We start from the raw sequence: 23954 nt of genomic DNA, 5'->3' as shown, positions 1-23954 counted from the left end.
TGCTATCCTTAGTATAGGCTAAAAGATTTCCTTTGTCAAGTTTAGGTATAGGCTAAAGTATAGACAAAATGAGTAGAAGTCCTATTTTATAGGCAAGGACTAGGCTTGTGAGTAGAATTAGGTATAGGCTAAAAGCTATGATTGAGCAGAAAAGGACATACTATGCCAAGAAATCTTGCGGAAGGGGAAACCCAAATGAACTTTCGCATCCCAGAAGAAAAGAAAATTGCTTTCTTAAAAAAGGCCAAAGCAAGTGGGACTTCTGCTAGCAGGCTTCTACTAGAGTTCATCGACAGTTATTTAGGAATATCGCCAAGAAGTGACGACGAAATTGACAACATCAAGAAGAAAGTTGCAGAGCTTGAGGAGTTTAAGGAACGTGCTGAGAAAATCCTGGGGGAATTAGCAGCCTGAGAAGCGCCTCGGAGCAACTCAGGCTATCACGTGAACGGATTCGCCAGTTTTTAGAAATTGAAGATGAAGAAAAACCCCCTGAAACATAGCTTCGGGGGTTTTGCAGTTAATGAGATCCCTGCCAAATAAAGGCAGGATTTATCACTATAGGCTAGCCTAGCATCTAGCCTATAAAAATTATATACCAATTATTGTTTTAATGATTTCCTTTGTATAGGCTAAAATAAAACTATCTTTAAAAGCTAGGCAAAAAATGAAATGAGAAACTTAAAAACGGATGTTACTCGATTACAAAATTTCAATGAACAAGTAGTGCTGCGCTTGACCGTATTAGTCCAGTCTTGGATTGCCTTGTGAGACAGTCTGATCATGGAGCAGGAAATGATCAACCTGAATAATTATTACCCTTGCTGCTTAGTAAAAGCGATCGCCGCCGACCAAAGCAATGCGATCGCCCGTTCAAATCATTCACCACAAAGTGAACTAACTATAATGCTGACACATTTTTGGAAAAATCCATCTTACAGCTACCCTGTTCACTTTGGTTAAACTGCAACACCTCAACTTTCAAGCATTTACCATAGTGAGCAAGAAATATGCTGACACTAGACAGAGAACAAACAACAGCACTCGATTACAGCAACCTCAACACCAGCATCCAGGAAACCTTCACCGCTATCGACAGATTCGAGTGGCAAGCGGTAGATGAAATCCTCCAGATGAGAGAACAGCAGCTTTACCTGCAAGCTGGCTATAAAAACTTTGAAGAATACTGCCAGCGTGAATTATACGCCTGGGGTGGATACCGACGAATCAATCAACTGCTAGGAGCCAAAAAGGTTATAGACGCAGTTGGCGAGTTGGGTAGACACATCAAAAACGAGCGTCAAGCCCGTCCACTGCTGCGGCTAGTCAAGGAACCAGAGAAACTAAAACAAGCTGTAGCGATCGCTCTCAAAGACAACTCTTCCCCTGGTGAATCAGACTTTGCTGCTGCCGCCCAAAAAGTGGTTCCTCAACTTCCACGCAAAAAGCAGTCTATTCAGGAACCAATGGTTCCCAAAATTCAGGAACCAGTGGTTCCTCAAAAAGCCATTGTCACAGTTCTACAACAGTCCCATCCAAGATATGGAGAAGAGGGAACCATTGAGGCAGACGCACCAAATCATTGGCAACAGATTGTCATTTTTGCTGATGGTGAGAGGCTGCTGATCAACAATGCTGATTTAGATGCTCCCAGCGTTCCATTCCCCAGAGAGCGGAACTATCCACCAGAATATACCGAAGCGATCGCTGCTATTGAAGAACGCCATAAACAGGAGTTAGAGCGACTTTCCCAGGAATTGAGGATTGGACTACAAGCAGAAGCAGGGGCTAGAGCCGAAGCCCAGGTGCAAGAACAAATTCAATCTCTGCAAAATTTGTACAAGCAGCAGAAAGAGCAAAACATCCAGTTGCAGGAACGGCTGGATGAAATGGAAGGGTTGAGAAAACTGGAAATTGAAAACCAACAACTCCAGCAGCGCATTCAGGAACTAGAACGTGCTGTACAACAGCGTCCCTCCCAACAGTGGGAAAATACCATGACCCAACAGGCGACTAAAGTTTTAAACAAGCAAGTGAAGCAAGCCCTGGAAAAGACAATTGATTTGCGATCGCTAGCTGTTGAACCACCCAAGGAAAATGCCCAAGAATGTCTGCGGCTCATGGGCATGGCGTTGAAGAATCTAGCTAGTGCTATGAACAACACCCAAGCCCTGGAAGCTGCGGCGATAATTTTGGGGAGTGAACCTACACCAACTGCGATCGCTTACCGAGCCGAACAACTGGAAATGCTGCCCCAAGCAGTTAGTGACATTCGGCGGGTACTAGCTAAACCTGGGTGTACTTGGCAAGAGTTTTGGGATATTGCCCAAGAGTATGAGGTGATTAAATCAGACTACTGGGCGGAATTGACCACCCAAGAGACTGATTTAATTACTGCTCTCCAGAACGCATCCCTTCAACCGCGCACTATTGGCGTTGGTTCTATTGTTGCCCATGCTGACCCATACCGTACTTTGTATGTTGCCAGAGGAGAAGTGATTCAGGATTTGGGAGATGAGGTAATCGTTGCATGGGATCACTGGAAGGAGCAATCGAAAAAGACTGATAGATACTTTCGAGATGAATTGCGATTTTGGCAGCCTCAATAGGCTTTCAGTGAATCGGTAATTTTTTAGACAAATAAATGCAAGTACCAAGCCCCGCATCACAGTGGGGGAAATTTCCGTGCGTCAACATAAACAGGAGATTGTAAAATGACTGCAACCATTACCAGTCCCAAGTCCAAAAAGGCTGTTGCTAGAAAACCAGAGTCACCATACAAGCGGCTTCATGTGATTATTCCCATCGAAGATATGCTGTGGGCATCGCAGCAAAAGCCATCTGTGAATCAGCTATGGCAGGAGTGTTGGACGGCTGACCCTTATGGTTCTCGGTGGATGCCTTTGGCTTCTGCTTTGGGGTACAGTACTTTTATCTCTGCGAAGAAAATTCTTTCCGAAAGTGGGCTGTTCATTTTCAAACCGGACAAGTCAATTCAGGATGGCCGGGAAACGGCTAGCTGGATGGTGAAGAATTTGCACGGTAGCCGAATGAAGGAATTTTGGGAGAAAGCCAATTCTGCGTCACCAAAACCAGATGCTAAAAAACAAGAACCAAATGCTGGGGATTCAGAGAAAGATGCTGGGGATTCAGAGAAAGATGCTGGCTCTGAAGAAATGGGTGCTTTAAATCAAGCATCTATTTTAGGTCAAAGTCAGTCAGAGCAAGCGTTTCAAAAACCCTCACGAACTGTTCAGGAACACCTCACAATCTCATCATTTGAGATTGTGAGGTGTATCTCTGACACGCTTACAGAAATTTCGCGTGTAGAGGAGACGGCTCATGCGCCCTTGGGGGGCGCGTCGCCTCAGACTGTTGAAAGCGTGGAAGAGTTGGAGGAAGACTCGCCTACGGCGAATGACTGTACATCGCTAGCGCTTGTAAATGCTGCACAGAGTCAATCCGCTTGTTTATTGGCTGAAAACCTCTCTTGTGGTGTTGAACCGAAAGACTGTCATGGAGGTACTTGTTCCGCCGCGCCCGTTGCACAAAATGAAAACTCTTTAAATTCTGCGATCGCTAATCAAACACAGGGGCAATCAGAACAAAGTAATTCCGCAACTCTTAGAGACGCTGCGCGAACGTTGTCGGGGGAAAATCAAGTATCTGGTTTTGAGCCGAAAGACTGTCATGGAGGTACTTGTTCCGCCGTGCCCGTGTCATTAAATCAAAGTGAGATATTTGAATGGTTGGATAGAGCAAACGTTGGAGAATGCCCCCCATTGTGGGTAATTCAATATTTGCTAGACAGCAAGTATTACGCAAGCATGAGGGCAACAATCAGCAAGTTTGAGAAGCAGTGGAATATATTTGTAGTCAATTATCAGGTGCAAAAATCACATGATACCATTTCACGAAAAATCTGATCCAGATGTAAGGCGTGAAAGCTTTGCTGCATCTAAGTTTTTTAATTGCGAATTGCGTTAGCCTAGCGGGGCGTTCGCTTTTAGCGTCTCCAAGAGTTGCCCATTGCGAATTGTGAATTGGTATGAGGCGTTGTTTACCCCCGTTCGCGGAGCGTCTCTAAGAGTTGGCATCGCCATTAGATCCAAAGCTAGACTATTGCGAATGGAGAAACTGAAGATGGCTTCTCTGGTTGGGGAAAATCCTGGTTTTGACTTCCTCCAACAATGCTGTCATGATGACCCTGCGCTGGTGATAGGGATCAAGAAATTGCTGGTGAAGTATCCGCAGTGGGGTATTGCAATTGTGGATGGAGTGCTGATTGATTGCAATGGGTAGCGATTACTATTCATGTTGCGGTTTCATGCGATCGCTAATCAACTGCTAGCATATTCCAGTACTCGTTCCCAGTCCCAACGCCATGCTGTCTCTACTGTTATTTCTTTGCCGTTGGTGAATTTGATGAATTCTGTGCCATTATAATAAAACACAATATCTCGTATTCAACTGAGTCTTTTTCCCAGAACCACACACTTAATTCACCTCTCAAACTGTTATTTTCACTTTCTTTATAGTTTAATTGTTAATAGAGATACTCTAAATCCCCAACTGAGGTGTTCCTTCTGCCCTCTGCCTTATGCCTTCTTCAATGAATATTGGTTTCTCCTAATCGCTCCATCTGTTCAGAATTGAGCGATATTCCGAATCTTTGTCGTCCATATCACCTAAATAGATGCGACGGTGTTTAGGAACAGCATCATAAGCTTGGCGCAAATACTCCTTATTTGCCTCGTTTGGCTCATGCTTGTATTGTGTTAATGCCTGTCGGCAAATCTCTCCTGTCGTTAGCTGCCCATTGAGTCGTCGAATTTCATCCTCAACTTCTTTAACAAACTCCTGCTCCTCAACTCTCGACTTCACTTGATGGGCGGTGAAGTTAAGACCAGACACCATCATTGAGACTCTTGCTCCTTCAGGCAGATGAGTTATAACCCAACCCTTACTCACCTTTTCTTTAAAACCATCAAAGTCAACCATCTCCCAGCAATCAATTCTGCCGTCTTTGTAGACCTTTATTTCGGTGACAAAATAGTTGTTTCCATTCTTGATAAAGGCTTGTAGAAATATGCCAGGAATGGTTACACCATCAACCATGCGATAGATCGTGTTAGAGAAGAAGGACATAATAACAACGCTCTTTGGGGAAAACTTTGGGGTCTACTTATTCAGGTAATCGCTAAAATATTGTACGTTCATCTCATCCTTTTTAACGCATTTGTTCCATACCGAATTAAGTATTCGCTTTCTCCAGCATCGGGAAGAGTTTGAGGGATAAGTATAGATTTTGGCACACTTCCTTGGAAAATCTTTGAACCGAATGTATCTACTACATTCAGGTCAGAGGTGACTGAAATAAGAGTTTTCTCAAGTTTAAAATCTCTAGGTAACTCAGCCCCATATAATCCATGAACTTGAGCAAAATCATTTTCATTACCCCATATTTTTAGCCATTCTTGGTGTACAGATTTTGCGTGTTCTATTGCATCTTGAATATTCCCACCATTTTCCATATACCGTGTCTGGGCAGCATCACTTAAAATATACCCGCTTTCTTTAAAGATATCATTTTCACGAGATCGATCTGTACCTCGAAAAATTGATAAATTTATTGCACCTGTTTCACTTGTCCATCCTGCTTTATAACTGCGATAACGGTTCTGCAAGTAAGAAATAACTTGCATCTTGCCCCAACTACGCAAAGTTTCATTAGCATCCATCGCCGCGCCAAAGAACTGCTTGGTTCCCTTGAAAGCAAATGGAGCAAAAGGCAGTAAATTGAAAGCATCACTCCACTCTAATCGTCCTTCACGGATATGAGTTCCAGTCTGCCAAGCACCAACACCAGTACCAATCGCATCATAAGTAGTTGCTAACCATTCGTCACGCCCCATGCTAAAAGTCAGATTCTCAGGCGTGGCAGCACCGAGTATCATCGCAACCCCAGTTCCAGCCACTTGCCCCATATTCCACATGAAGCCAGAATGATTTTGTTCTGCAACTTCTCCATAAAGCCAGCTTCTAACCTTTGTAGAAGCACCGAAGCTGACAGTATTAGCAAACCCAGCCACCCATTGGTCAGTCAGATTCAGCAAATCTTCACCACTGGCTCCATTCAAAGCAGATCCAGTCAAATAACCAGCACCAGCACCGACACCAGTTGAGGCAGCTAATGTACCAATAATTGAGAAAACAGCGCTCAAATCTCCCATCGTGTCATGTCCAGTCGGGTCAATGAAATTGACCGGATTGGCATTAGCATAGAGATAGTTGTGCTGGCTCATGGGGTCATCCATAAACCCAGCAAAACTATCCTTGGAAATAAACCTTCCTAAATCAGCGTCATAGTACCTAGCTCTGAGATAATCTAAACCAGTCTGACTATCGCGTTGCTCTCCAGCAAACTGATAGGAATTAGAGGAAGTTCCCGTACTAGACAGCAAACGACCGTAAGCATCGTAGGTATAATTATCAACAACCTGCCCCAGCGAATTTGTGAGTACGCGAGTCGAACCCAAGCCGTCAGTGTGATAGTAATTCTCATCGCCACTGCGATCGCCCAATGCGTCGTAGATATAGGGAATTCCAGCCCTGATGACACCTCACTCCGAGAATATTGGCATAAACGCGCCGCCAAGCAGGGGAAAAACTACTGGGCTAAGTGATTAAATTTTAGCCCTACCTATATACTATTTCTAGAATTAATATTTAATGCCTTTTGTGCCTTATCTTTTGCATCGTTAATTCTCCCTGCTTTTAAATAAGCTAAGGACAAATTTGATAGCAATCCTACATCATTTGGATTTATTTTTAAAGCAGTTTCTCCATAAAAAATAGCTGCTTTATTATTTGCAAGACCAATTGCACATATACAAGCTTCACGAGAAATATCAGCATTATCTGGTTTAAATAAATAAGCTTTCTCAAACCAGTTAAATGCAATGTCTAAAATTTCTACACGCTGATAAATCTTGCCTATACACCACATAGCTGACCAATTATTAGGATTGATTTTTAATACTTGTTCAAAAAGATTTAAGGCATTGAAAAGCTTTTCTTGTGATTGTAAATTATCTTTTTCTGTACTTTTGTTTTCCCCTAATAAAAACTCTTCTTGTATGAATTTACATCCTTGTTTATAAAGATAATTATGATATTCTATTTGTTCTTGAGTCAATCGTACATCCATAAAAAACTCCCAACTTCACTTGAATCTATAAAACTTAGCGTATATTTTTAAGAGCTTGATTCCAAATATTGTCAAAATCATTTTTTGAAATCTCATGTTCTTCTCCCAAATCAAGCTCTGACAAAGGTTGATCACACAAAGATAATCCTCCAGTCTCTGGATGATAACTTTCGTTAGATATAAACCATTTATCACCATAAATTTCAACTTGCCTAGATGCTCGATTATCATCAAATTCTAAGTAAACCATTCCTAGTCCAAGGTTTGATTCGCCTTCATGTTTAAAATATCGTTTCATGGCATTGTTTTCCCATGTCTAATTACTCTATTGCTAATATCTAAATTATCCCTAGTTGGATTTCGATAAATATTTGGATGCGGATTTTCAATAGGCAAATCAGAAATATCAATTTCAAGGTAGTGATCGAGTTTGCGTCCTGCCCAGGGTTGTCCAAACAGCTTACTTGCCAATTGTCCTAAAGACAATTGACCTGCTTTAGTTTGTTCTGGAGTCATATTTTTTACGGATTTTGCTACAATCATTTCTGGTGCAATATCGGTCAGGTATTGTCCTGGACCATGAACAGCATCTTTAACTTCGGGAAGAGAAGCGCGTAACTCTCCACTGCTAAGAATACCATTTAGACCTTGTTCACTAGTGTAGTGATATAAGGAATTGGGGATTTCACTACCACTTGCTCCACTTGAATGAGCGTTGCTTATAATGTTACTAGCAAATGGGTTATTTTCAGCACTAACCCCCATTCGTCCAAAATCGCGCAAATCGCCGTTATTAATAGCACGATTGACACCAAAGAACTGTTTAACTCCTCTGCTACCAACTTGCACTAAAGGCAGTAAATTAAAAGCATCGCTCCACTCCAATTGCCCTTCGCGGAAATGAGTTCCAGTCTGCCAAGCGCCAACACCAGTACCAATCGCATCATAAGTAGTTGCAATCCAGTTAGAACGACCCATGTTAAAAGTCAGTTTCTCAGGCGTGGCAGCACCGAGTATCATCGCAACCCCAGTTCCAGCCACTTGCCCCATATTCCACATGAAGCCAGAATGGTTTTGTTCTGCAATTTCTCCATAAAGACTGCGGCGAATCTGAGTAGAAGCACCGAAGCTAACAGTATTAGCAAACCCAGCCACCCATTGGTCAGTCAGATTCAGCAAATCTTCACCACTGGCTCCATTCAAAGCAGATCCAGTCAAATAACCAGCACCAGCACCAACACCTACTGCGGCGGCTAGTGAACCAATGATGGATAAAACAGCGCCAATATCTCCCATCGTCTCATGTCCAGTCGGGTCAATGAAATTGACTGGATTGGCATTAGCATAGAGATAGTTGTGCTGGCTCATTGGGTCATCCATAAACCCAGCAAAGCTATCCTTGGAAATAAACCTTCCTAAATCAGCGTCATAGTACCTAGCTCTGAGATAATCTAAACCAGTCTCGCTATCCCGTTGCTCTCCAGCAAACTGATAGGAATTAGAAGAAGTACCGGTACTAGACAGTAAACGACCGTAAGCATCGTAGGTATAATTATCAACAACCTGCCCTGTTGCATTTGTCAAAACGCGAGTCGAACCCAAGCCGTCAGTGTGATAGTAATTCTCATCGCCACTGCGATCGCTCTTAATTAAACCCAGTCCGTAAGTATACTCAGTAGTAATTTGACCATTAGCGTCATATTCTAGTAACACCTGAGAAACACCGCGCATTGGGTCTACCAAATAGTTGGTTCTAACACCATCAGCAATACTAGCAACGCGATCGCCCGATGCGTCGTAGATATATTGCTGGTGTGAAGTGCCATTAGTATTAGTAGTGGTAACGCCAACCAAACGATTTTCGCCATCGTTAATCCAGTCATAAGTGACAGTTTGTGTTCCATCACTGCAACTCTTCATAGAGCCATTGTTGTCGTAAGTAAACTGAGTAACTTTATTTACAAGAGATGAAGAAGTTAGGCGATTATTGCCGTCGTAAACATAAGTAGTTAGTCCCTCAGCAGAGTCAGTTCTGCTTAAACGGTTGCCAACTAGGTCAAAGGTGTAGTTAATAGTGCGATCGCCATTTGTCGAGTCTGTAATCTTTTCTTGAGTGAGTCGGTCGAGATTATCATAAGTATAATTAACCACCCGCCCAGAATTTTCTACAACCTGTCTCCGATTGCCTACTGCATCTAAGGTGTAACTGTAGCTGGAGATGATATTTCCGGCTGAATCCCGATCATCTAAGTACTTTAATTGATTTCGCTCATTGTACTGACGATTTTCTACCGTACCATTTGCGTTAGTTGTGCGAATGAGACTGCCTACAGCGTTATAGTCATAATCTGTCAGCGTTCTACCAGCAACAATAACCTTATCCAAGCGATTAAGTGAATCGTAGGTATAATTGACAGTACCTACACTTGTAGTTTGGCTAGTTAAGTTACCCAGCAGATCATAGCCGTAGCCAATAGTTTGTCCGTCAGGGTTAGTAATCGATGCCAAGCGATCATAGTTATCGTAGCCATAGCGGGTAACTCCTCTACCATCTGTTACCGTCGCAATCTGAGAGGTAATTGAGTCGTAAGTATATGAAACGGCTGCCACATTTCGGTTAGAGAAAGACTTGGTATCCAAGCGCCCATATTGGTCGTAGGCATAGTTGATAATATCGCTATTAAAGTCTTTATAACTTTCAACTAGCCCCAAATTGTTGTAATCGGTCTGCGAACGCTGACCCATTGGTAAAACAGTCGCAATTTGGCGGTTGAACTTATCGTATTCGTATTGAGTAACATTTTTGTTAGCATCCTCAACAGCAGTCAATCGACCGTAAATGTCGTAGGTATAATTAGTAAGGGTTTGATCGGCTAACTCAAGCGTAGTGAGTTGACTGAGATTATTGTAGAAATATTGCTTTTTGTGCTGATTGGCATCTGTTTCGCTAATAACTCGGCTGTATCGGTCATACTCAACTTCTGAGCGTTCACCAGTGTCAGCAATGGTAGCAACTTGCCGACCGTATTTGTCGTATTCCAGCTTGGTAGAATGTTGAAGGGCATCTGTTACCTGAATTAGTTTGCCACGTTGATCGTAGGCATACTCAGTGCGTTCATTGAGGGCATTAATAACTGCTTTAACCTGCCCGTACTTGTCATATTCGTAGGTAATAGTTTGTCCTAACTGATTAGTTTCTGTTTTGAGACGGCCTAACTCGTCGTAAGTTACCTGATTCTTGGAACCATCAAATAAAATCGTTTCTTTGGCACGAGCGTTGTCATCATAAACAAAGCGAGTAGTACGGTCTTTGGCATCAGTAACAGTTTCAATTTGTCCGCCACGATTGTAAGTATATGTGCTGTAATTACCCAAGACATCCTGTTCGCGCTCCAAACGTCCCAAATCGTCGTACCAATACCTACTACTCTTACCAAAGATATCAATCTCTTCTTTGATACGACCAGCAGCTGTGTATTTGGTAATAATCTTGGGATTGTCTGGGGTATTGTCAGGAAGAATTACATCAGTAAGTTGTCCTTTATTGTCATAGAAATACTGAGTGCGGTTGCCCAGACTATCTTCAGTGAAGGTAATTTGTCCCAGAGTATTGTATTCAGTTTTGCGAACATTACCGTATTGGTCAGTAACTTGGGTAGTGCGACCATTATTATCGTAAACGTAGCTGGTGGTAAGATTTTGTACACCCTGCTCTGTAAGGACTTTAGCCGTTACATCTTTGACTCTACCATTGGCATCGTAAACTGAATCAACAATGTTGCCGTGGCTGTCAACCATGTGATTGGGGTTGCCAAATTCATCATAGCCATACTGCATTACTTGACCGTCTGGAGCAACTTGCTGAATTAAACGTCCGAACTCGTTATATTTATAAGTTGTTACCAACCCATCAGCATCGGTACTCTGAGTTAAGTTACCATGACTATCAAATTCAGAAGAAACGGTTAGTCCTGTAGGAGAGGTAATTGTTAAAGCCTGACCTCTGCTGTTATAAGTCGTGCGAATAACCTTGCCAGATCCGTCTTCAATGGTCAGAACGTTGTTACGGTTATCATAAGTGTATTTAGTTACAACCCCATCTGCATCAGTTTCACTCAACAGGTTATTGTCATTGTCATAAGTACGTGTGGTAATTCCCCCCTTAGCATCAATTTCTTGCAGGACATTTCCCCGTTCGTCGTAAACATAAGTAGTGGAGTAGCCGCGTGCGTCTTTGACAACTTGTTTCGAGCTATTTGGGTCATAGGACATTTCCACCTTCTGACCATTAACATCCACTATTTCCTTGAGCCGTCCAGTCACTTCGTCGTATTCTGCTTTTATACCAGTCCTGCCCAGGGGGTCGATGATTTTGTCGAGATAGTGCTGACGCTCTTGGTCATACTCCATCTGCGTAGTATTACCCTCGCGGTCTGTCACCGATATCAAATCACCTTGAGCGTTGTAATCATAATGAATTTGCTTACCAGCAGGGTCAGTCACCGTCGCAATCCTGCCCTGCGCGTCCCGCCCAAAGGTAATCTTTTGCCCCGTAGAACTAGTAATATCCGCATCGGTATAGGTTAATGTATTACCGTTCGTATCCGTAACAGTCAACAAATCCCCCGTTGCAGCATCAATCTGATAAACGATTCCCTCTTTCGTTGTTAAAACATACACACCACCATAGTAAGTATCCGCAGGGTTATAAGCACTGCCAGCTAGACCGTAGTACTGATTAGTACCAGCGCCATGAATAATGCGGGTGTTTTGAACGGTAAGCGTATCGGTCACGCCAGCATCAGCCACAAAGGAGGGGTGATAAATGTTGGGGTCAGAATCAACACCACCAGCGCCTCTCAAATACTGGGAAAGCGGGTCAATCGTCGGCTTGAAAGTGAAGCCTTCCCGTTTCCCGCCAGGAAGCGTAATGTATACTTTCGTGCCATCCTTAAACGGATTTTGCCCACCCAGTTCCGCAACTTCTCCACTGGGTTTGCCGACAGAGGTTCGCAGATCCGTGTCCCTGAATTCCATGCGCCAGCCGTAGCCAAAATCATCAGTAGTACCCGATGTCAAAGAATCATACGTGCGAGTTAGGGTAATGGGTATCCCTGTTACAGGAATCGACAAATCCGTAAACGACAGCCTAAAATTCCCCAGTTTCAATTCACCAGACACATTAACCGTGTCTTCAACAAAGCTGACATTCCCGCCTTTATCATGAGCTTCCAGGCGCAAAGTGTACGAATCATTTTCCAGCAGCGAGGGGTCAAACTTGCCCAGCACACCATTATTAACAGTGCTTGTGCCTCGGAAAATCTCTCTGAAATCGCTACTACCAATAGGCGCAACCAGCAGGGTGTAATAATCCAGGTTATCATCGCTGACGGTTCCTTTAATATCAACAAGCGCGGTAACTGTACCACCAACGATCGCACCCAAGTTCAGGCTGACATCGGGAGCGCTGACATCACTAGTATCAATCACAGCCACGCTGAATGTAGCGGTTGCGGGATTACCAGCCGCATCTGTGGCGATCGCTTTGGCAATGATTGTCCCGGCTGTGGTGGGTGTAAAGGTTGCCATGCCGTTTGCATCAAGCACTACCGCAGTTCCATTAATCAGCAGTTGCAAACCAGCAAGCTTTATATTATCCGTAGCCCTAGCTTGAAAAGTTATCGATTCACCTAGATTTACTAAGTCGTAATTCGCAATAAGTCTGACTTTTGGTGCTTCCATATCAGCCGCCACTGACAGATTATACTGTTGCTGCCCAGTTCCGCCATTGCCATCGTTTACTGTAATGACAACTGTATGACTACCCACATTATTAGTAGTTGGTGTCCAGCGCAGTCTGCCGAGAGTATCCAGCGTCATCCCCAAATTACGGGATGCCTGATCCAAGGTGTAAGATAAGCGATCGCCATCGGCATCTGTAGCAATTACATCATAGCTGTAAGTACTACCAGGAGTTGCTGTTAGCAGTGGATTAGATTTAATAACAGGTGCATGATTTTCTCTTGCAGTCAGAGTAAAAGCCTGTGTTGCGGACTCTCCATGATTATCGACTGCTTCAAGGACAACTTTATAATTGCCAGAGACGGGAGACAACCAGGTTAACAAACCAGTAGTGGAATTAATGGTCATGTCAGTTGGCCCGGAAATTAGCTGGTAAGTCAAGGTGTCACCAGCATCGGGGTCGGTGGCTTGCATTTGATATTGGTAAGCACTACCAACTGCTGCCAAGTATACAGGTGTAGAGTTGATAATCGGGGCAAAGTTAGAAAGGGTAGCGCTAACTTGTATGGTGTAGTTCTGAGTAGCAATGCCACCCAAACCATCATTAACAGCGACAGTAATATCTTGTTGACCAAGTTGATTGCTCGTAGGAGTCCATTGAATGAGTCCACTTTGAGGGTCAACAGTCATACCATCTGGGCATTTACCAGATTGTAAGTAAGAGAGTCAGTATCAATATCACTTGCTTGAACAAGATATTTGTAGAGTTTACCAGTGGCAGCTTGAGTTCCAGGTGTAGAGTTAATTAGAGGAGGAGTATTTACAAGCCGGACGTTGACTGTAAAAGAGAGCAAATCAAATGCCCCGTGTGAATCTTGTACCCGCACAACTACAGAAGCATCGCCCAGCTGATTTGCAGTCGGAGTCCAACGCAGAATACTGGTTTGTGGGTCAATGAACATTCCATCTGGTGCTTTGTCAAGACTCACAAGCAAAAGATCATTGTCAGAATCGCTAACTTTTAACTCAGATTGGTAAAGTTTATTAACAACAGCAGAACCAACTGGGGTAGAGGTGATGCGAGGTGCATGGTTAGGAATGGTTGCACTACTAACGATATTAATATCGAAGCTTTGAGTGACTTCACCGCCTCGACCATCACTAACTTTAATGGCGACAGAATTTTGCCCTACCTGTGAAGCAGTAGGTTGCCAAAAGAGATTGCCTTGGTTATCCAAGGTCATGCCAGCAGGCGCAGTTAGCAAGCTGTAGTTGAGAGGGTCATTGTTAGGATCGTTAGCACGAATAGTATAGACGTAAGGAAGCCCTAATGATGAAGCTTTCAGGGGCTGGGAGGTAATAATGGGAGCGTCATTGGGAATGTTTGCTAGTGCTTGGAGTTGAAAAGATTGTGTTGTTTTGCCTCCTTTTCCATCATTGGCTGTGAGAGTGAAGTTATAAGTTCCTACAGCAGTAGGTGTCCACTTCAATAATCCAGTGGTTGGCTCAATGACGGCTCCACTGGCATTTGTGGTTAACTCGAAAGTAATAGGATCTAATAGAGGATTGCGTGCAATAATTTGGAATTGGAAGGGTACGCCTACTGCTGCAATGGAACCAGGTTTTGGTAATGCGGTAAATAAAGGTGGTGTTTGGGCAGAACCGACTTGAATTTGGAACGATTGTAGGTCTAAAGCACCTTTAGCATCTCGAACCCGGACAATTACATCTTGAGTTCCGACTTGTTCAGATGTTGGACGCCAAGCAATAATTCCAGTATTGGGGTCTACCGCCATCCCATCTGGTTTTACTAATAGGTCATAGCTCAAAACATCTCCATCTGGGTCAAAAGCAGATGGTCTATAAACTACCCTTTGATCGACAATAGCTTGAGTCGGCGCAAAGCTGGTGAAGTGAGGAGCCTGGTTTTCTTGTGGTGCGGTGTCATTTTTAGTATTACTAAAGTCAACTCCAGTAATTGTTTGACCGCTACTTAAGCTAACTTGAATTCCTTGATTGGGGGGTGGTAGAGTTTGACTCCATCCCCCTGGTAACTCTTCAGCTACCGTATAATTGCCTACTGGCAGAGTGAATGAGTAAATACCGTTAGCATCAGTTTTCGTAAATAGCTCATCCGAGTCGCGCCGACCATTATTATTTTTATCGATGTATACAGTCCAGTCAGCTAGACTTACAGGGTTAACAGGTGCAATATTATTAATGCCCATAGGTGCAAAGGTTATCCCCTCCATCTGCGGTGCATTTAAAGGCTCTATTTTCAGAGCTTGACCGTCCCAGTACATTCGGGAGACACTATAATAACCATTATCAATTAAAAAGTCTCCAACCAGTGATTCAAAATAGGATGCAGGAGCACCATACAGAATTTGAGGAGTATAGTTGTAGTTATAAGTGTAGTTGCTTATACCAAAGAAATTTTCATTTGGACGGATTAAATGAATATCACCTGCTCCTTGTAAAGGAATAAATTGAACATTTCCAGCAACATCAACAGTAGAAAATCCTTGCCTATGGGCTACAACAATCTTGCCAGCTAAGGGGCCGTATCTTGCAACATCATTAGGAACTATTTCAAAAGATGAATTGCCGCCGTATTCAGAGTCAAGAGTTGCAAGGGTAGTTACAGTGCCATCAGCTTTGACTCGAAAAAGTGTAGGTCTAAATGTGAAGTATCCTCTAGAATCGACACCAGTATCACTTTCAACAATTAAGTCCCCGCCAAATATACCAGTTGTATCTATTTGCAAGGAAAGTACCCTATAATTCAGATTCGTAGGCAAAGTTGCCCATCTGGGAATGATTGTTGCCCCACCATCCGTAATTTTTGTAATATTTGGGTCATATCCAAAACCAGAATACACTCCTCCAGCGTTACCGAAGATGTCTCCTGCTGTAAAACCGCCCAGGTTATCTTCTGCCACAGTAGTAAAAGAGCGCAACGATGTGATACCAGATCCGTAAGAGCCAGGGCCAGCATCTTGTGTAACATTGGAAAATGGAACTAAAGTTCCGTCAGGCTGAATAAGATTAAGCCTAGAGGTAGTGCGAGTATAGCCGGCATCGGAAACTAAAACTTGCTCTTTTGCTTCGTAGTATTCTATACCGTAGGAAGAGTAAAAACCTTGAGGCAACTGAACAACTTTCGTTAGAGGAATTGGATTTGCAGGGAGTCGATTACCAGTTATCGCTTGTGCAATTGATTGCGAGTTGTATGAAGTTGTTTGGAGATTACTGCGATCACCAGAAACTCGTCCCCAGATTTGTCCTGGCAAGTTACTTGAAACATTTAAAATAAAGTTTTGAGTATCTTTTGCACCTTGAGCATCCAACACTTCGACGATGATATTATATACACCAGCATTGCTGGAATTTGTAGTCCACAGAATTTGTCCAGTGCTGGCATCAATAGTCATGCCAGTAGGTGCTGTTGCCAGCGAGTAGGTTAGAGAATCGTGATCTGGGTCAAGTGCCTCTACCCGATAGGTATAGCCTGTTGCAGTATATGCAGTTGTTTCTGCTGTAGTGATAATAATCGGTGCATGATTTCCAGGCTGTCCTTGCGTTTGCACTTTAAAAGCTTGCTGTGCAGTTCCACCTCTTGCGTCTGCCACAGCCAGCGTCACATCATAAGTTCCCAACTGCAAAGCAGTGGGAGTCCAACTCACTATCCCTGTATTCGCGTCTACTGTCATCCCCTGTGGCGCACTAAGTAGCGAAAAGCTCAAAGAATCATCATCAGCATCGGAAGCATTGGCTTGGTAAGTATAACTAGTATTAATCGCTGCATCGACCACAGGAGTGGAGGTAAAAACGGGGGGACGATTCGGCGGAGCATCAATTACCGACAAACTGTACTGTTGTTGCGTCACACCACCGCGCCCATCATTCACTTCCACAAGCACTGCTTGATTTCCAGTGTTGCTAGCAGATGTATTCCAAGCAATTAAACCAGTAGTTTGATCAATGGTCATTCCATCTGGTGCAACCAGTAGTTTATATGTTAAAGAATCACCATTGGGGTCTGTAGCATCAACATCATAGCTGTAGTTATGACCAGCAATAACTTCCTTGTTTGGTTGAGTTAGAATCACAGGTGCAGCGTTTAACTGACTCAACACCGTTAGATCATAAGTAAACTGCACTTCTTGAGGATTGTAGAATATTAGAGAACGCTGATTCGTTAGCTCATTCGGGTCAAACCTAGTATCGCCAACCAACTTACTGAAATCATAATAAGGTAGACCATCAGGTGTAAAACCATCAGGATTGCGAACCAACACCGTGGGGTCACTGAGATGATTGACAGCAACAATTAGGGGAGAATCGACGCTGTAAGAGCCGATGTTACGTAAAGCGATGTCTGCATACAGAAGGTGAGTATCGGCATTGAAGCTAGTGCGATAGTACTCAGTGCCTACACTATTAGAGACATCCGTCAACAAGTTAAAATTAGGTGTTGTAGTCTGGCTTATTTGTTTGGCAAAATCTGTTTGTACAGGAGCCTGGGTGCCATTGGGTGCGTTTATTAAAGCAAAATTAGTAATCCGCACACTGGTGCTAATGTCGCCATCATTATTTACCAGACGAAACACCAACTGGGCATTAGTGCCTGGGTTAATACCAGTGAGATTCAAGCTGACAGTGTGAGTTGCAGCATCATAACTCGTACCCACACCCAAAGCAGTAGACTCACCCTCAGTCCAGTTAAAGAAAGCATCGCGCGAACTTGCAACAGTGTGAACTAGAGAATTCCCATTAGCATCAACTAACGCCACATCAATTGCATCATTAATTGAATTGACCGCAGTAGTATCAAACTGAGGATTAATCTTGAAACTGAGAATAGAAGGTGTAGTTGGAATTGTTAGAGATAGAGAACGAGAGACTGCAAAATTGTTGTTTTCAGTAAAAGAAGTAGTAGGTGCAATAGTAAAGTCTTGAATCGCCGTTAGCCCACTAGCATCTGTGACTTTCAAATGGATGTTACTGTTGATATTATCCAGAAAGTCTCTTGGTGTACCACGTAAAGTTGCAGTCCCATCAAAGTTATCAACTAAGGTTAGCCATCTTGGGAGATTATTTGTAGTAAATTTTAAACTATCTCCCGCATCTGGGTCAGTGGCAACAATGTTGTAAGTGTAAAGACTCGCTGAGTCGGCAATGGAAATAGGTGTGCTGGTAAAGCTGGGAGCTTCATTGACATTAGTAACAGCGATCGCAAAAACTTGGGTTAAGCTTAAGCCATTAGCATCAGTGCTGGTAACTGTAACAGAGTGCTGGGTACTACTTTCAAAATTGAGTAATGTACCGTCAGCGACTTGCAATTGATTACCAACGATGCGGAAACGCCCATCAGCATTATCGTCTAAAGTATAAGTGTGAGTATCACCAGCGTCAGGGTCAGTACTAGTTAATTGACCAATGACTATTCCAGTAGAACTATTTTCTGCAACTGTGTTACCCGCTAAATTAATCGCTGTAGGTGGACTGAAACGGTAGATATTGGTGGAGAAAGTATTTTGATTCCCAGCAATATCAGTTGAGCGTGCAATCAAGGAATTATCCCCGATTGCTAAGGAGACGTGGGCAAAGGTAAATTGTCCATTGTTGTCTGAAGTCGTAACTGCACCAGTTTGTTCTAAGACTACAGTAGAATTGGCTTCGGCAAGACCTGTTAAGCTTACGGTATCAAATTTCGTGTGTAGATCACCAACTACACCAGAGTCAGATACAGCATTGAGGTTAAAAATCGGTTCTGATGTCGTGCTGTCAAAAGTGAAAGAAAAGTCAAAAATATTAGATATGTTGTGAAATTCGTCCACTGCTTGCAAATGCAAAGTGTGGAAACCATCTGGTAATGTACCACCATAAATAGTTTCTAAGGCAGTCTTTTCAAAAGTAAAGCTGCCATCAGCGTTGCGAAAAGCAGTGACATTGGTGAAATTACCTGCAAGTGTATTATCAAAACCAGCCTTGAACTCAACTACACGGCTAGCATCAATGACAGTTCCAGTAATTGTGGGGTCAAAAGTAATGCGATCGCTGTTGGTTTGTCCATTAGGAGCAGTATCGTGTAGTAAGGAAGCACTAATCACAGGTGCAGTTTTATCGATAACGACCGTGACATGATACTGAGTAGTTTTGATATTACCTGCGGTATCAGTAGCGCTAATAGTTAGTGTATGCGCCCCATTAGCAAGTCCAGTCAAATTCAGAGATTGGTCAAATGCTCCGGTAGTATCAAATGGGACTGTAATTTCAGTTAGGTTGTTGAAGTGATAACTCAGTGCAGTTACAGCAGAACCAGTACCATCAACGCTACCAGTTAATCTAGCTCCCGGTGTCAAAGGTGCAGCATCAACTGGGGTATTTAGCGTTAATAGAGGTAATGTGCTGTCGATAGTGAGATTGAGTGCCGTACTGAGATTGCTGACATTCCCGGCGATGTCATTGGCTTTTGCAGTTAAATTATAAACTCCGTCTGTCAAAGGACTAGTAACAATTTGCCATACACCAGCATTATTTGCGGTTGCTTGACCAATTGTTTGCCCATTATTGAAAAGTTGAACAACTGCCCCAATTTCAGCATTACCTGTAATATGCGGTGTACTTTTATTTGTGATGTTATCAGTATTGCTAGCGCCACTATCGTCAGTAGCCAAGAGGTCTAAATTACTTGGAGAAGAGGTAATGGTATCAAGAGTGAATTGAATATCTTTGGTGTTAGAAAGATTTCCGTATAAATCTTTAGCTTGTAAATGTAAAGTATAAATGCCGTCGCTAAGAGTGCCACCATAAATAGTTTCTAGCTGAGAACGGGTAAAGCTAAAACTGCCATCATTATTGCGTTGAGCAATCACATTTGTATAGTTGGCAGATAGCGTATTATTAAAACCGACACGAAACTCCAGTATAGGATTAGCGTCAGTAATAGTCCCGGTAATTGTGGGGTCAAAAGTAATAAAATCTTTATTTGTTTGTCCGAAGGATGCAGTATCACGAGCTAAAGTAGCACTAATTACAGGTGGGTTAATATCCGGCATCAATTCAGCGACACCAATCACAGTAGCTTGACCATTAAAGATGATATTGCCCTTGGCACTAATTGAACCGTACAAACTGGAATTGCCGTTGAAGATAAAGTTCTTAACACTTAAGAACAATCCACGGGTATTAGTGACACCGTTATAGGTGATATCTCCTTGGGAAAATACCTTCAGATTATCAGTAGTATTAATGCTACTGGTAGCACCATTAAAAATAATATTGCCATTGGTGCTACCCGTGGCTAGTAAGGAAGAACCTGCAAATCTCGCACCACCGTTCATGTTAATAGAACCGGAAGCAAACACGGACAAATCACGGGAGAGCAAATTAGACAGGTTAACATTACCGTTATTAGCAATTAAGACAACATTATTAAAGTTGTGACCATTGCCATTGAAATTGATATCTCCTTGCTCAACGGTAATAATATAGTTGTTTAAGCTGACATTGGCAGGAATATTTAGCCCCCCTCCTGTTACTCTGACAACGGTAGGATTATTTGTCGTACCTGGAGGTGGAAACTTCTTCAACCAGTCGCTACTACTATTAAGGGGGTTTTGAGAAATGTTGAAGGTAACAGTGGGTGTCCCCACAGGAATGCGGCGATTGAGTTCGATTTGTTTAATATCTGCATAGGCTGGCACGATTACTGTCTGTTGTGGCACTACTGGTGGAGGAATTAAGCCAGCATACTTATTGCTAGAAGCATTGGCAATACTAGTGGTGTAGCCAGAGGCCACTGCCACAGCTTTATCTACCAAAACCAGTTTGCCATTAGCATCTCGAATCGGATTTCCTGCTGCATCTATTTGTACGGGTAGTGTGAGATTACCATTCATGATGAAGCCTTTGGCTGCATAAATTAAGGCATCATCACTTAAAGAAGTTGGTACACCGTCAAAATCTCCATTGCCGTTGATACTGATAGTGCCTTCAGTACGAATAGCAAAGTTGGGGATAGAAGTCTGACTAGTTGTTGGTGTTGCGCTAGAATTTGTCTGTACTGAAGAATTTTGCTGAGAATTATCTACAATTCCCAGTAGTCCACCAGTATTTAGCAAGTTCTGTTGAGTAATACCAACTAGTGAGTTGTCTGTAGCATTACCTGTAAGTGAGTCTTTTGCTTTTGTTTTAGCAGAGTTATTATTACTACTAGTGGGGAGTAAAGGAGTGTTGATAAAATTTTGTGTCTGGGAGTCAAAGATATTGCTACTTAATGGGGTGTAGTTAGTAGAGTCTTGATCTGAATTCTTATCTTCAATGCCATTCTTTGCTTTTTCCAGTCGTTCTAACTCTGTGTTTATCGGGTCGGAACCACTAGGAGTTCTGAGTGATATTTGCAAAGAAGTTAAGGCAGAATTATCATCTAAACCTGTACTCAAAGTTGCACTTTCTAGTAAAGATAGTGGTAAGATTCCGCCATTAGTAGAAGATGCACTATTGGTTCCCAAATTTTCAGAGCTACCCATGACTAACCCCAAGAAGTAGTAAATTGTTTACTGTTTTTATTTGATAAAAAAATTCTACCGATTTTGCTCTGGAGTCGATAGCGATAAAATGCTCTTGACTCCATCTCAATATATAAGGCGATTATCTGCCTGTTCTTATTATTTTGAATAATCGGAAACGAGGAGAAAACCCTCAGTTTATCTCCTCATCGTCAATCTATCTTTACAAAAATATCAAGCTGCTACACCGACATCCATTGTCAATATATTTGGAACTATAGTTGTATTGTTAGCCGCTTTAGTCATAAACTTGGTACTAATAATCTCTTGGTAAGTTGCAAAATCTACTTGCCAATTGTCAATAATTTGATGTAAATTTCCAATACGTTCTGGTACAGCTTCACTCTTTACTTCATAGCTAAAACTACCATTGAACAACACAATAGGAGTGCTGGTTTCATCTGGATTCCGTAATGCTGCTTCACTTACGGTCAGATAGAATGGGCAACGCTCCAAAGTATAAACTAAGTTTAGTGTCGCTCGTACAGGTGTAGTCCCAACTTCCTGCCAAGCGCCAGGAGACAGTAGCGTTTCGGCTAAATACTGACGGGCTGCATCCTGCTGTTGGTCAAAAGTCATGTAGCTTCTGGGATTAAGACCTACAGCTTCGTATTCTATATTGGGTAGTGTTTGGACATATTTTTTGGCAATATTTGCAACTACGAGTTCTCCTGTTGATTTACCTTCAACAGCTTCTATAAATATAACTCGCGTTGGTTCAGCTACTATCATCACGCCGTTAGTGAAGGCAACCTGAGATACATTTGGGGTAGATATTGGTTGACGAGCCAATTCCCATTCTGTTGGAACGATACCACTATATTTGAGAAAATCTGGATTTAGGAGTGTAGGGTTATAATTTTTTGCAGCAATAATAATTCCGAACTCTTGGGTGATTAAGCTTTGATTCATGATGCTTTTTGATAACTGTTGACTTAAAATCTCTTGCAATTACCCCAATCGTGACGTAAATTATACTTTTTTTTAGGCTATCTACAGTCACTTGTAACTTTATACTATATTTGTTCAGTTTTGTACCTGCGAAATTCTGCTTAAAGTTATTTTTGGAGATATTCAAGTAATAACTAGATTGACCGTATTTTTTTCATAAAGCATATAACTAAGGGATGTTCTTGGCTTGTGAATATTTGCACAAATTTCTGCATCAGCAGATTGAAGCGATTTTGGGCAGCAGTCGCTGATATTTCTGTAGTTGGGGATTGAGCGCCAATAATCCGTTCTAGTTCTGGAATTACGTCAATCAAAACTTGTCCATTGTCGCCAACAGTTTCCAGAATCTTGGTTTTCCAGATTTGCAGTTGTGCATCTGATTCACAGAGCAATTGCCCTATTAAGTCTTGGAAGGTTTGGACAAAGGCGCTGAAGGGAATATTGCCCTGGAATTGGTCATATTTCCCTTTAATAAAATAACCGTGTTGCCGCACAATCGGTTTATGAACTTCATTCACAACAGCAGTTTTCCCAATCCCAGAAAAACCTGCTACCAGCATCATTTCTGTTGCCCCAAGACTGACTTTTTCAAATGCTTGCAGGAGGGTTGATACTTCGGTTTTTCGACCATAGAGTTTCTCCGGAATGATGAAGCGATCGCACAGATCCCTTCGGGCAATCTCAAAACCCTTTATCATCTTTATGAATAATGCGCTGATGATAGAGTAAATCTAATATATTGCACAGGGCGATCGCTATCACTAAAAATTCTTCTAAAGATTGTTTGGTTTCTCTAGTTCTCCACTCCTTAAGAGAAATTCCCCCAAAGTCTTCCATAACTAGTGCATAACCATTTTTGCAAGGTTCTAGACTGTAGGTTTGGACTATCAGGGGGGAGTTGAGATTTTTGGTAATTGTGTACTGGTTGCGAAACAACAAAAGTTCGTTAAAGCTGGGATAAGGATTTTTTAGTAATTTAACGACTACTGGTTGTTGATCAACTTTTCGATAACCTCGATAAACTTGGGTTCGGGAGCCATTATAGAGTTCTTCGCTGATGTTATATCCGGGAATATTCTCAACAAGAGTGCTAGTCATACCCTAAATCTTTAAAATGTTTAGATTTAGTATTCCCAAATGATTAACTGAATTCTCCAGGTAAGTGTAAAAAATTATACTAATATTACAGTTTTTATGTTACAACTTACAAGCAATGCAGCATTACACTATTGGGCTAATACGTGTAGTGACCCAAAGTATTGTAACTCCGTTGGCGACGCGATGGCGATCGCGCCTCATCAATTCCAACTTATCAATCGCAATCGCTACAACCCGCATGATCCTGTTGGCTGATAAAACCTGCTTATGATTGCAGCACGTTAACCATCATCAGGTATGAGCCCCACCAATAGGATCTGCTCATATTGCGGCTTGCCTGAGAAGTCTATACTCGCTTCTAAGTAGCTGGTTGATAA

Annotated in this window: 14 protein-coding genes and 1 pseudogene; 7 read left to right on the top strand and 8 right to left on the bottom strand. The window is 42.4% G+C overall.

Features of this window, described 5'->3' with window-relative positions; translation table 11 throughout:
* Positions 1-195 precede the first annotated feature (195 nt).
* From GTQ43_RS38790 to GTQ43_RS38765, 6 genes are all read left to right on the top strand, one after another.
* The gene (locus GTQ43_RS38790) at positions 196-414 is read left to right on the top strand and encodes a hypothetical protein (protein ID WP_229498518.1); all 219 of its coding nucleotides are present in this window, start codon (positions 196-198) and stop codon (positions 412-414) included.
* 381 nt (positions 415-795) lie between these two features.
* A complete protein-coding gene (locus GTQ43_RS38785) occupies positions 796-963 on the top strand; it encodes a hypothetical protein (RefSeq protein ID WP_265277958.1) in 168 nt (55 codons plus the stop codon).
* 47 nt (positions 964-1010) lie between these two features.
* A complete protein-coding gene (locus GTQ43_RS38780) occupies positions 1011-2609 on the top strand; it encodes a hypothetical protein (protein WP_265277957.1) in 1599 nt (532 codons plus the stop codon).
* Between the two features lie 105 nt (positions 2610-2714).
* Positions 2715-3926, top strand: coding sequence for a hypothetical protein (locus GTQ43_RS38775; RefSeq protein ID WP_265277956.1), 1212 nt, complete (start codon positions 2715-2717; stop codon positions 3924-3926).
* A gap of 103 nt (positions 3927-4029) precedes the next feature.
* Positions 4030-4302: a hypothetical protein gene (locus tag GTQ43_RS38770; protein ID WP_265277955.1), complete on the top strand. Its 273-nt coding sequence runs from the start codon at positions 4030-4032 to the stop codon at positions 4300-4302.
* Between the two features lie 12 nt (positions 4303-4314).
* The gene (locus GTQ43_RS38765; protein ID WP_265277954.1) at positions 4315-4446 is read left to right on the top strand and encodes a hypothetical protein; all 132 of its coding nucleotides are present in this window, start codon (positions 4315-4317) and stop codon (positions 4444-4446) included.
* Between the two features lie 183 nt (positions 4447-4629).
* On the opposite strand, the gene GTQ43_RS38760 is transcribed toward GTQ43_RS38765, so the two are convergent.
* The 8 genes and pseudogenes from GTQ43_RS38760 to GTQ43_RS38725 form a co-directional block, all read right to left on the bottom strand.
* Positions 4630-5148, bottom strand: a complete 519-nt coding sequence (locus tag GTQ43_RS38760) for a hypothetical protein (protein ID WP_265277953.1) — start codon at positions 5146-5148, stop codon at positions 4630-4632.
* A 68-nt stretch (positions 5149-5216) separates the two neighbouring features.
* A complete protein-coding gene (locus GTQ43_RS38755) occupies positions 5217-6584 on the bottom strand; it encodes an RHS repeat-associated core domain-containing protein (RefSeq protein WP_265277952.1) in 1368 nt (455 codons plus the stop codon).
* Between the two features lie 119 nt (positions 6585-6703).
* Complete coding sequence (locus tag GTQ43_RS38750; protein WP_265277951.1) at positions 6704-7210, bottom strand: tetratricopeptide repeat protein; 507 nt, start codon at positions 7208-7210, stop codon at positions 6704-6706.
* Positions 7211-7244: 34 nt separating this feature from the next.
* Positions 7245-7508 (bottom strand): hypothetical protein, encoded by a 264-nt coding sequence (locus GTQ43_RS38745; RefSeq protein WP_265277950.1) that lies wholly within the window; start codon positions 7506-7508, stop codon positions 7245-7247.
* Complete coding sequence (locus GTQ43_RS38740; RefSeq protein WP_265277949.1) at positions 7505-13642, bottom strand: putative Ig domain-containing protein; 6138 nt, start codon at positions 13640-13642, stop codon at positions 7505-7507. The genes GTQ43_RS38745 and GTQ43_RS38740 overlap by 4 nt, the downstream gene beginning before the upstream one ends.
* The gene (locus GTQ43_RS38735; RefSeq protein WP_265277948.1) at positions 13639-21489 is read right to left on the bottom strand and encodes a putative Ig domain-containing protein; all 7851 of its coding nucleotides are present in this window, start codon (positions 21487-21489) and stop codon (positions 13639-13641) included. Before GTQ43_RS38735 ends, GTQ43_RS38740 begins: the two co-directional genes overlap by 4 nt.
* A gap of 213 nt (positions 21490-21702) precedes the next feature.
* Positions 21703-22440, bottom strand: coding sequence for a hypothetical protein (locus GTQ43_RS38730; protein WP_265277947.1), 738 nt, complete (start codon positions 22438-22440; stop codon positions 21703-21705).
* 203 nt (positions 22441-22643) lie between these two features.
* Positions 22644-23577, bottom strand: a pseudogene (locus tag GTQ43_RS38725) (AAA family ATPase); the annotation flags it as partial.
* Between the two features lie 96 nt (positions 23578-23673).
* Between GTQ43_RS38725 and GTQ43_RS38720 the strand changes: the two are divergent.
* On the top strand, positions 23674-23832 hold the full coding sequence (locus tag GTQ43_RS38720) for a hypothetical protein (RefSeq protein ID WP_265277946.1): 159 nt from the start codon (positions 23674-23676) through the stop codon (positions 23830-23832).
* The last annotated feature ends 122 nt before the right edge of the window (positions 23833-23954 follow it).

This window comes from Nostoc sp. KVJ3 (assembly GCF_026127265.1).
In the GTDB taxonomy this organism is placed as follows: domain Bacteria; phylum Cyanobacteriota; class Cyanobacteriia; order Cyanobacteriales; family Nostocaceae; genus Nostoc.
Note: the sequence above shows the minus strand (reverse complement) of the source record. Positions and strands in the feature narration are given on the sequence as shown.

Excerpts from the sequence above, each read along its gene's own strand:
- GTQ43_RS38790 (WP_229498518.1), top strand. The coding sequence starts at position 196 with ATGAACTTTCGCATCCCAGAAGAAAAGAAAATTGCTTTCTTAAAAAAG.
- GTQ43_RS38735 (WP_265277948.1), bottom strand. The coding sequence starts at position 21,489 with ATGGGTAGCTCTGAAAATTTGGGAACCAATAGTGCATCTTCTACTAAT.
- GTQ43_RS38760 (WP_265277953.1), bottom strand. The coding sequence starts at position 5,148 with ATGTCCTTCTTCTCTAACACGATCTATCGCATGGTTGATGGTGTAACC.
- GTQ43_RS38785 (WP_265277958.1), top strand. The coding sequence starts at position 796 with ATGATCAACCTGAATAATTATTACCCTTGCTGCTTAGTAAAAGCGATC.
- GTQ43_RS38750 (WP_265277951.1), bottom strand. The coding sequence starts at position 7,210 with ATGGATGTACGATTGACTCAAGAACAAATAGAATATCATAATTATCTT.
- GTQ43_RS38765 (WP_265277954.1), top strand. The coding sequence starts at position 4,315 with ATGTTGCGGTTTCATGCGATCGCTAATCAACTGCTAGCATATTCCAGT.
- GTQ43_RS38780 (WP_265277957.1), top strand. The coding sequence starts at position 1,011 with ATGCTGACACTAGACAGAGAACAAACAACAGCACTCGATTACAGCAAC.
- GTQ43_RS38745 (WP_265277950.1), bottom strand. The coding sequence starts at position 7,508 with ATGAAACGATATTTTAAACATGAAGGCGAATCAAACCTTGGACTAGGA.
- GTQ43_RS38730 (WP_265277947.1), bottom strand. The coding sequence starts at position 22,440 with ATGAATCAAAGCTTAATCACCCAAGAGTTCGGAATTATTATTGCTGCA.
- GTQ43_RS38720 (WP_265277946.1), top strand. The coding sequence starts at position 23,674 with ATGTTACAACTTACAAGCAATGCAGCATTACACTATTGGGCTAATACG.
- GTQ43_RS38740 (WP_265277949.1), bottom strand. The coding sequence starts at position 13,642 with ATGACTGTTGACCCTCAAAGTGGACTCATTCAATGGACTCCTACGAGC.
- GTQ43_RS38775 (WP_265277956.1), top strand. The coding sequence starts at position 2,715 with ATGACTGCAACCATTACCAGTCCCAAGTCCAAAAAGGCTGTTGCTAGA.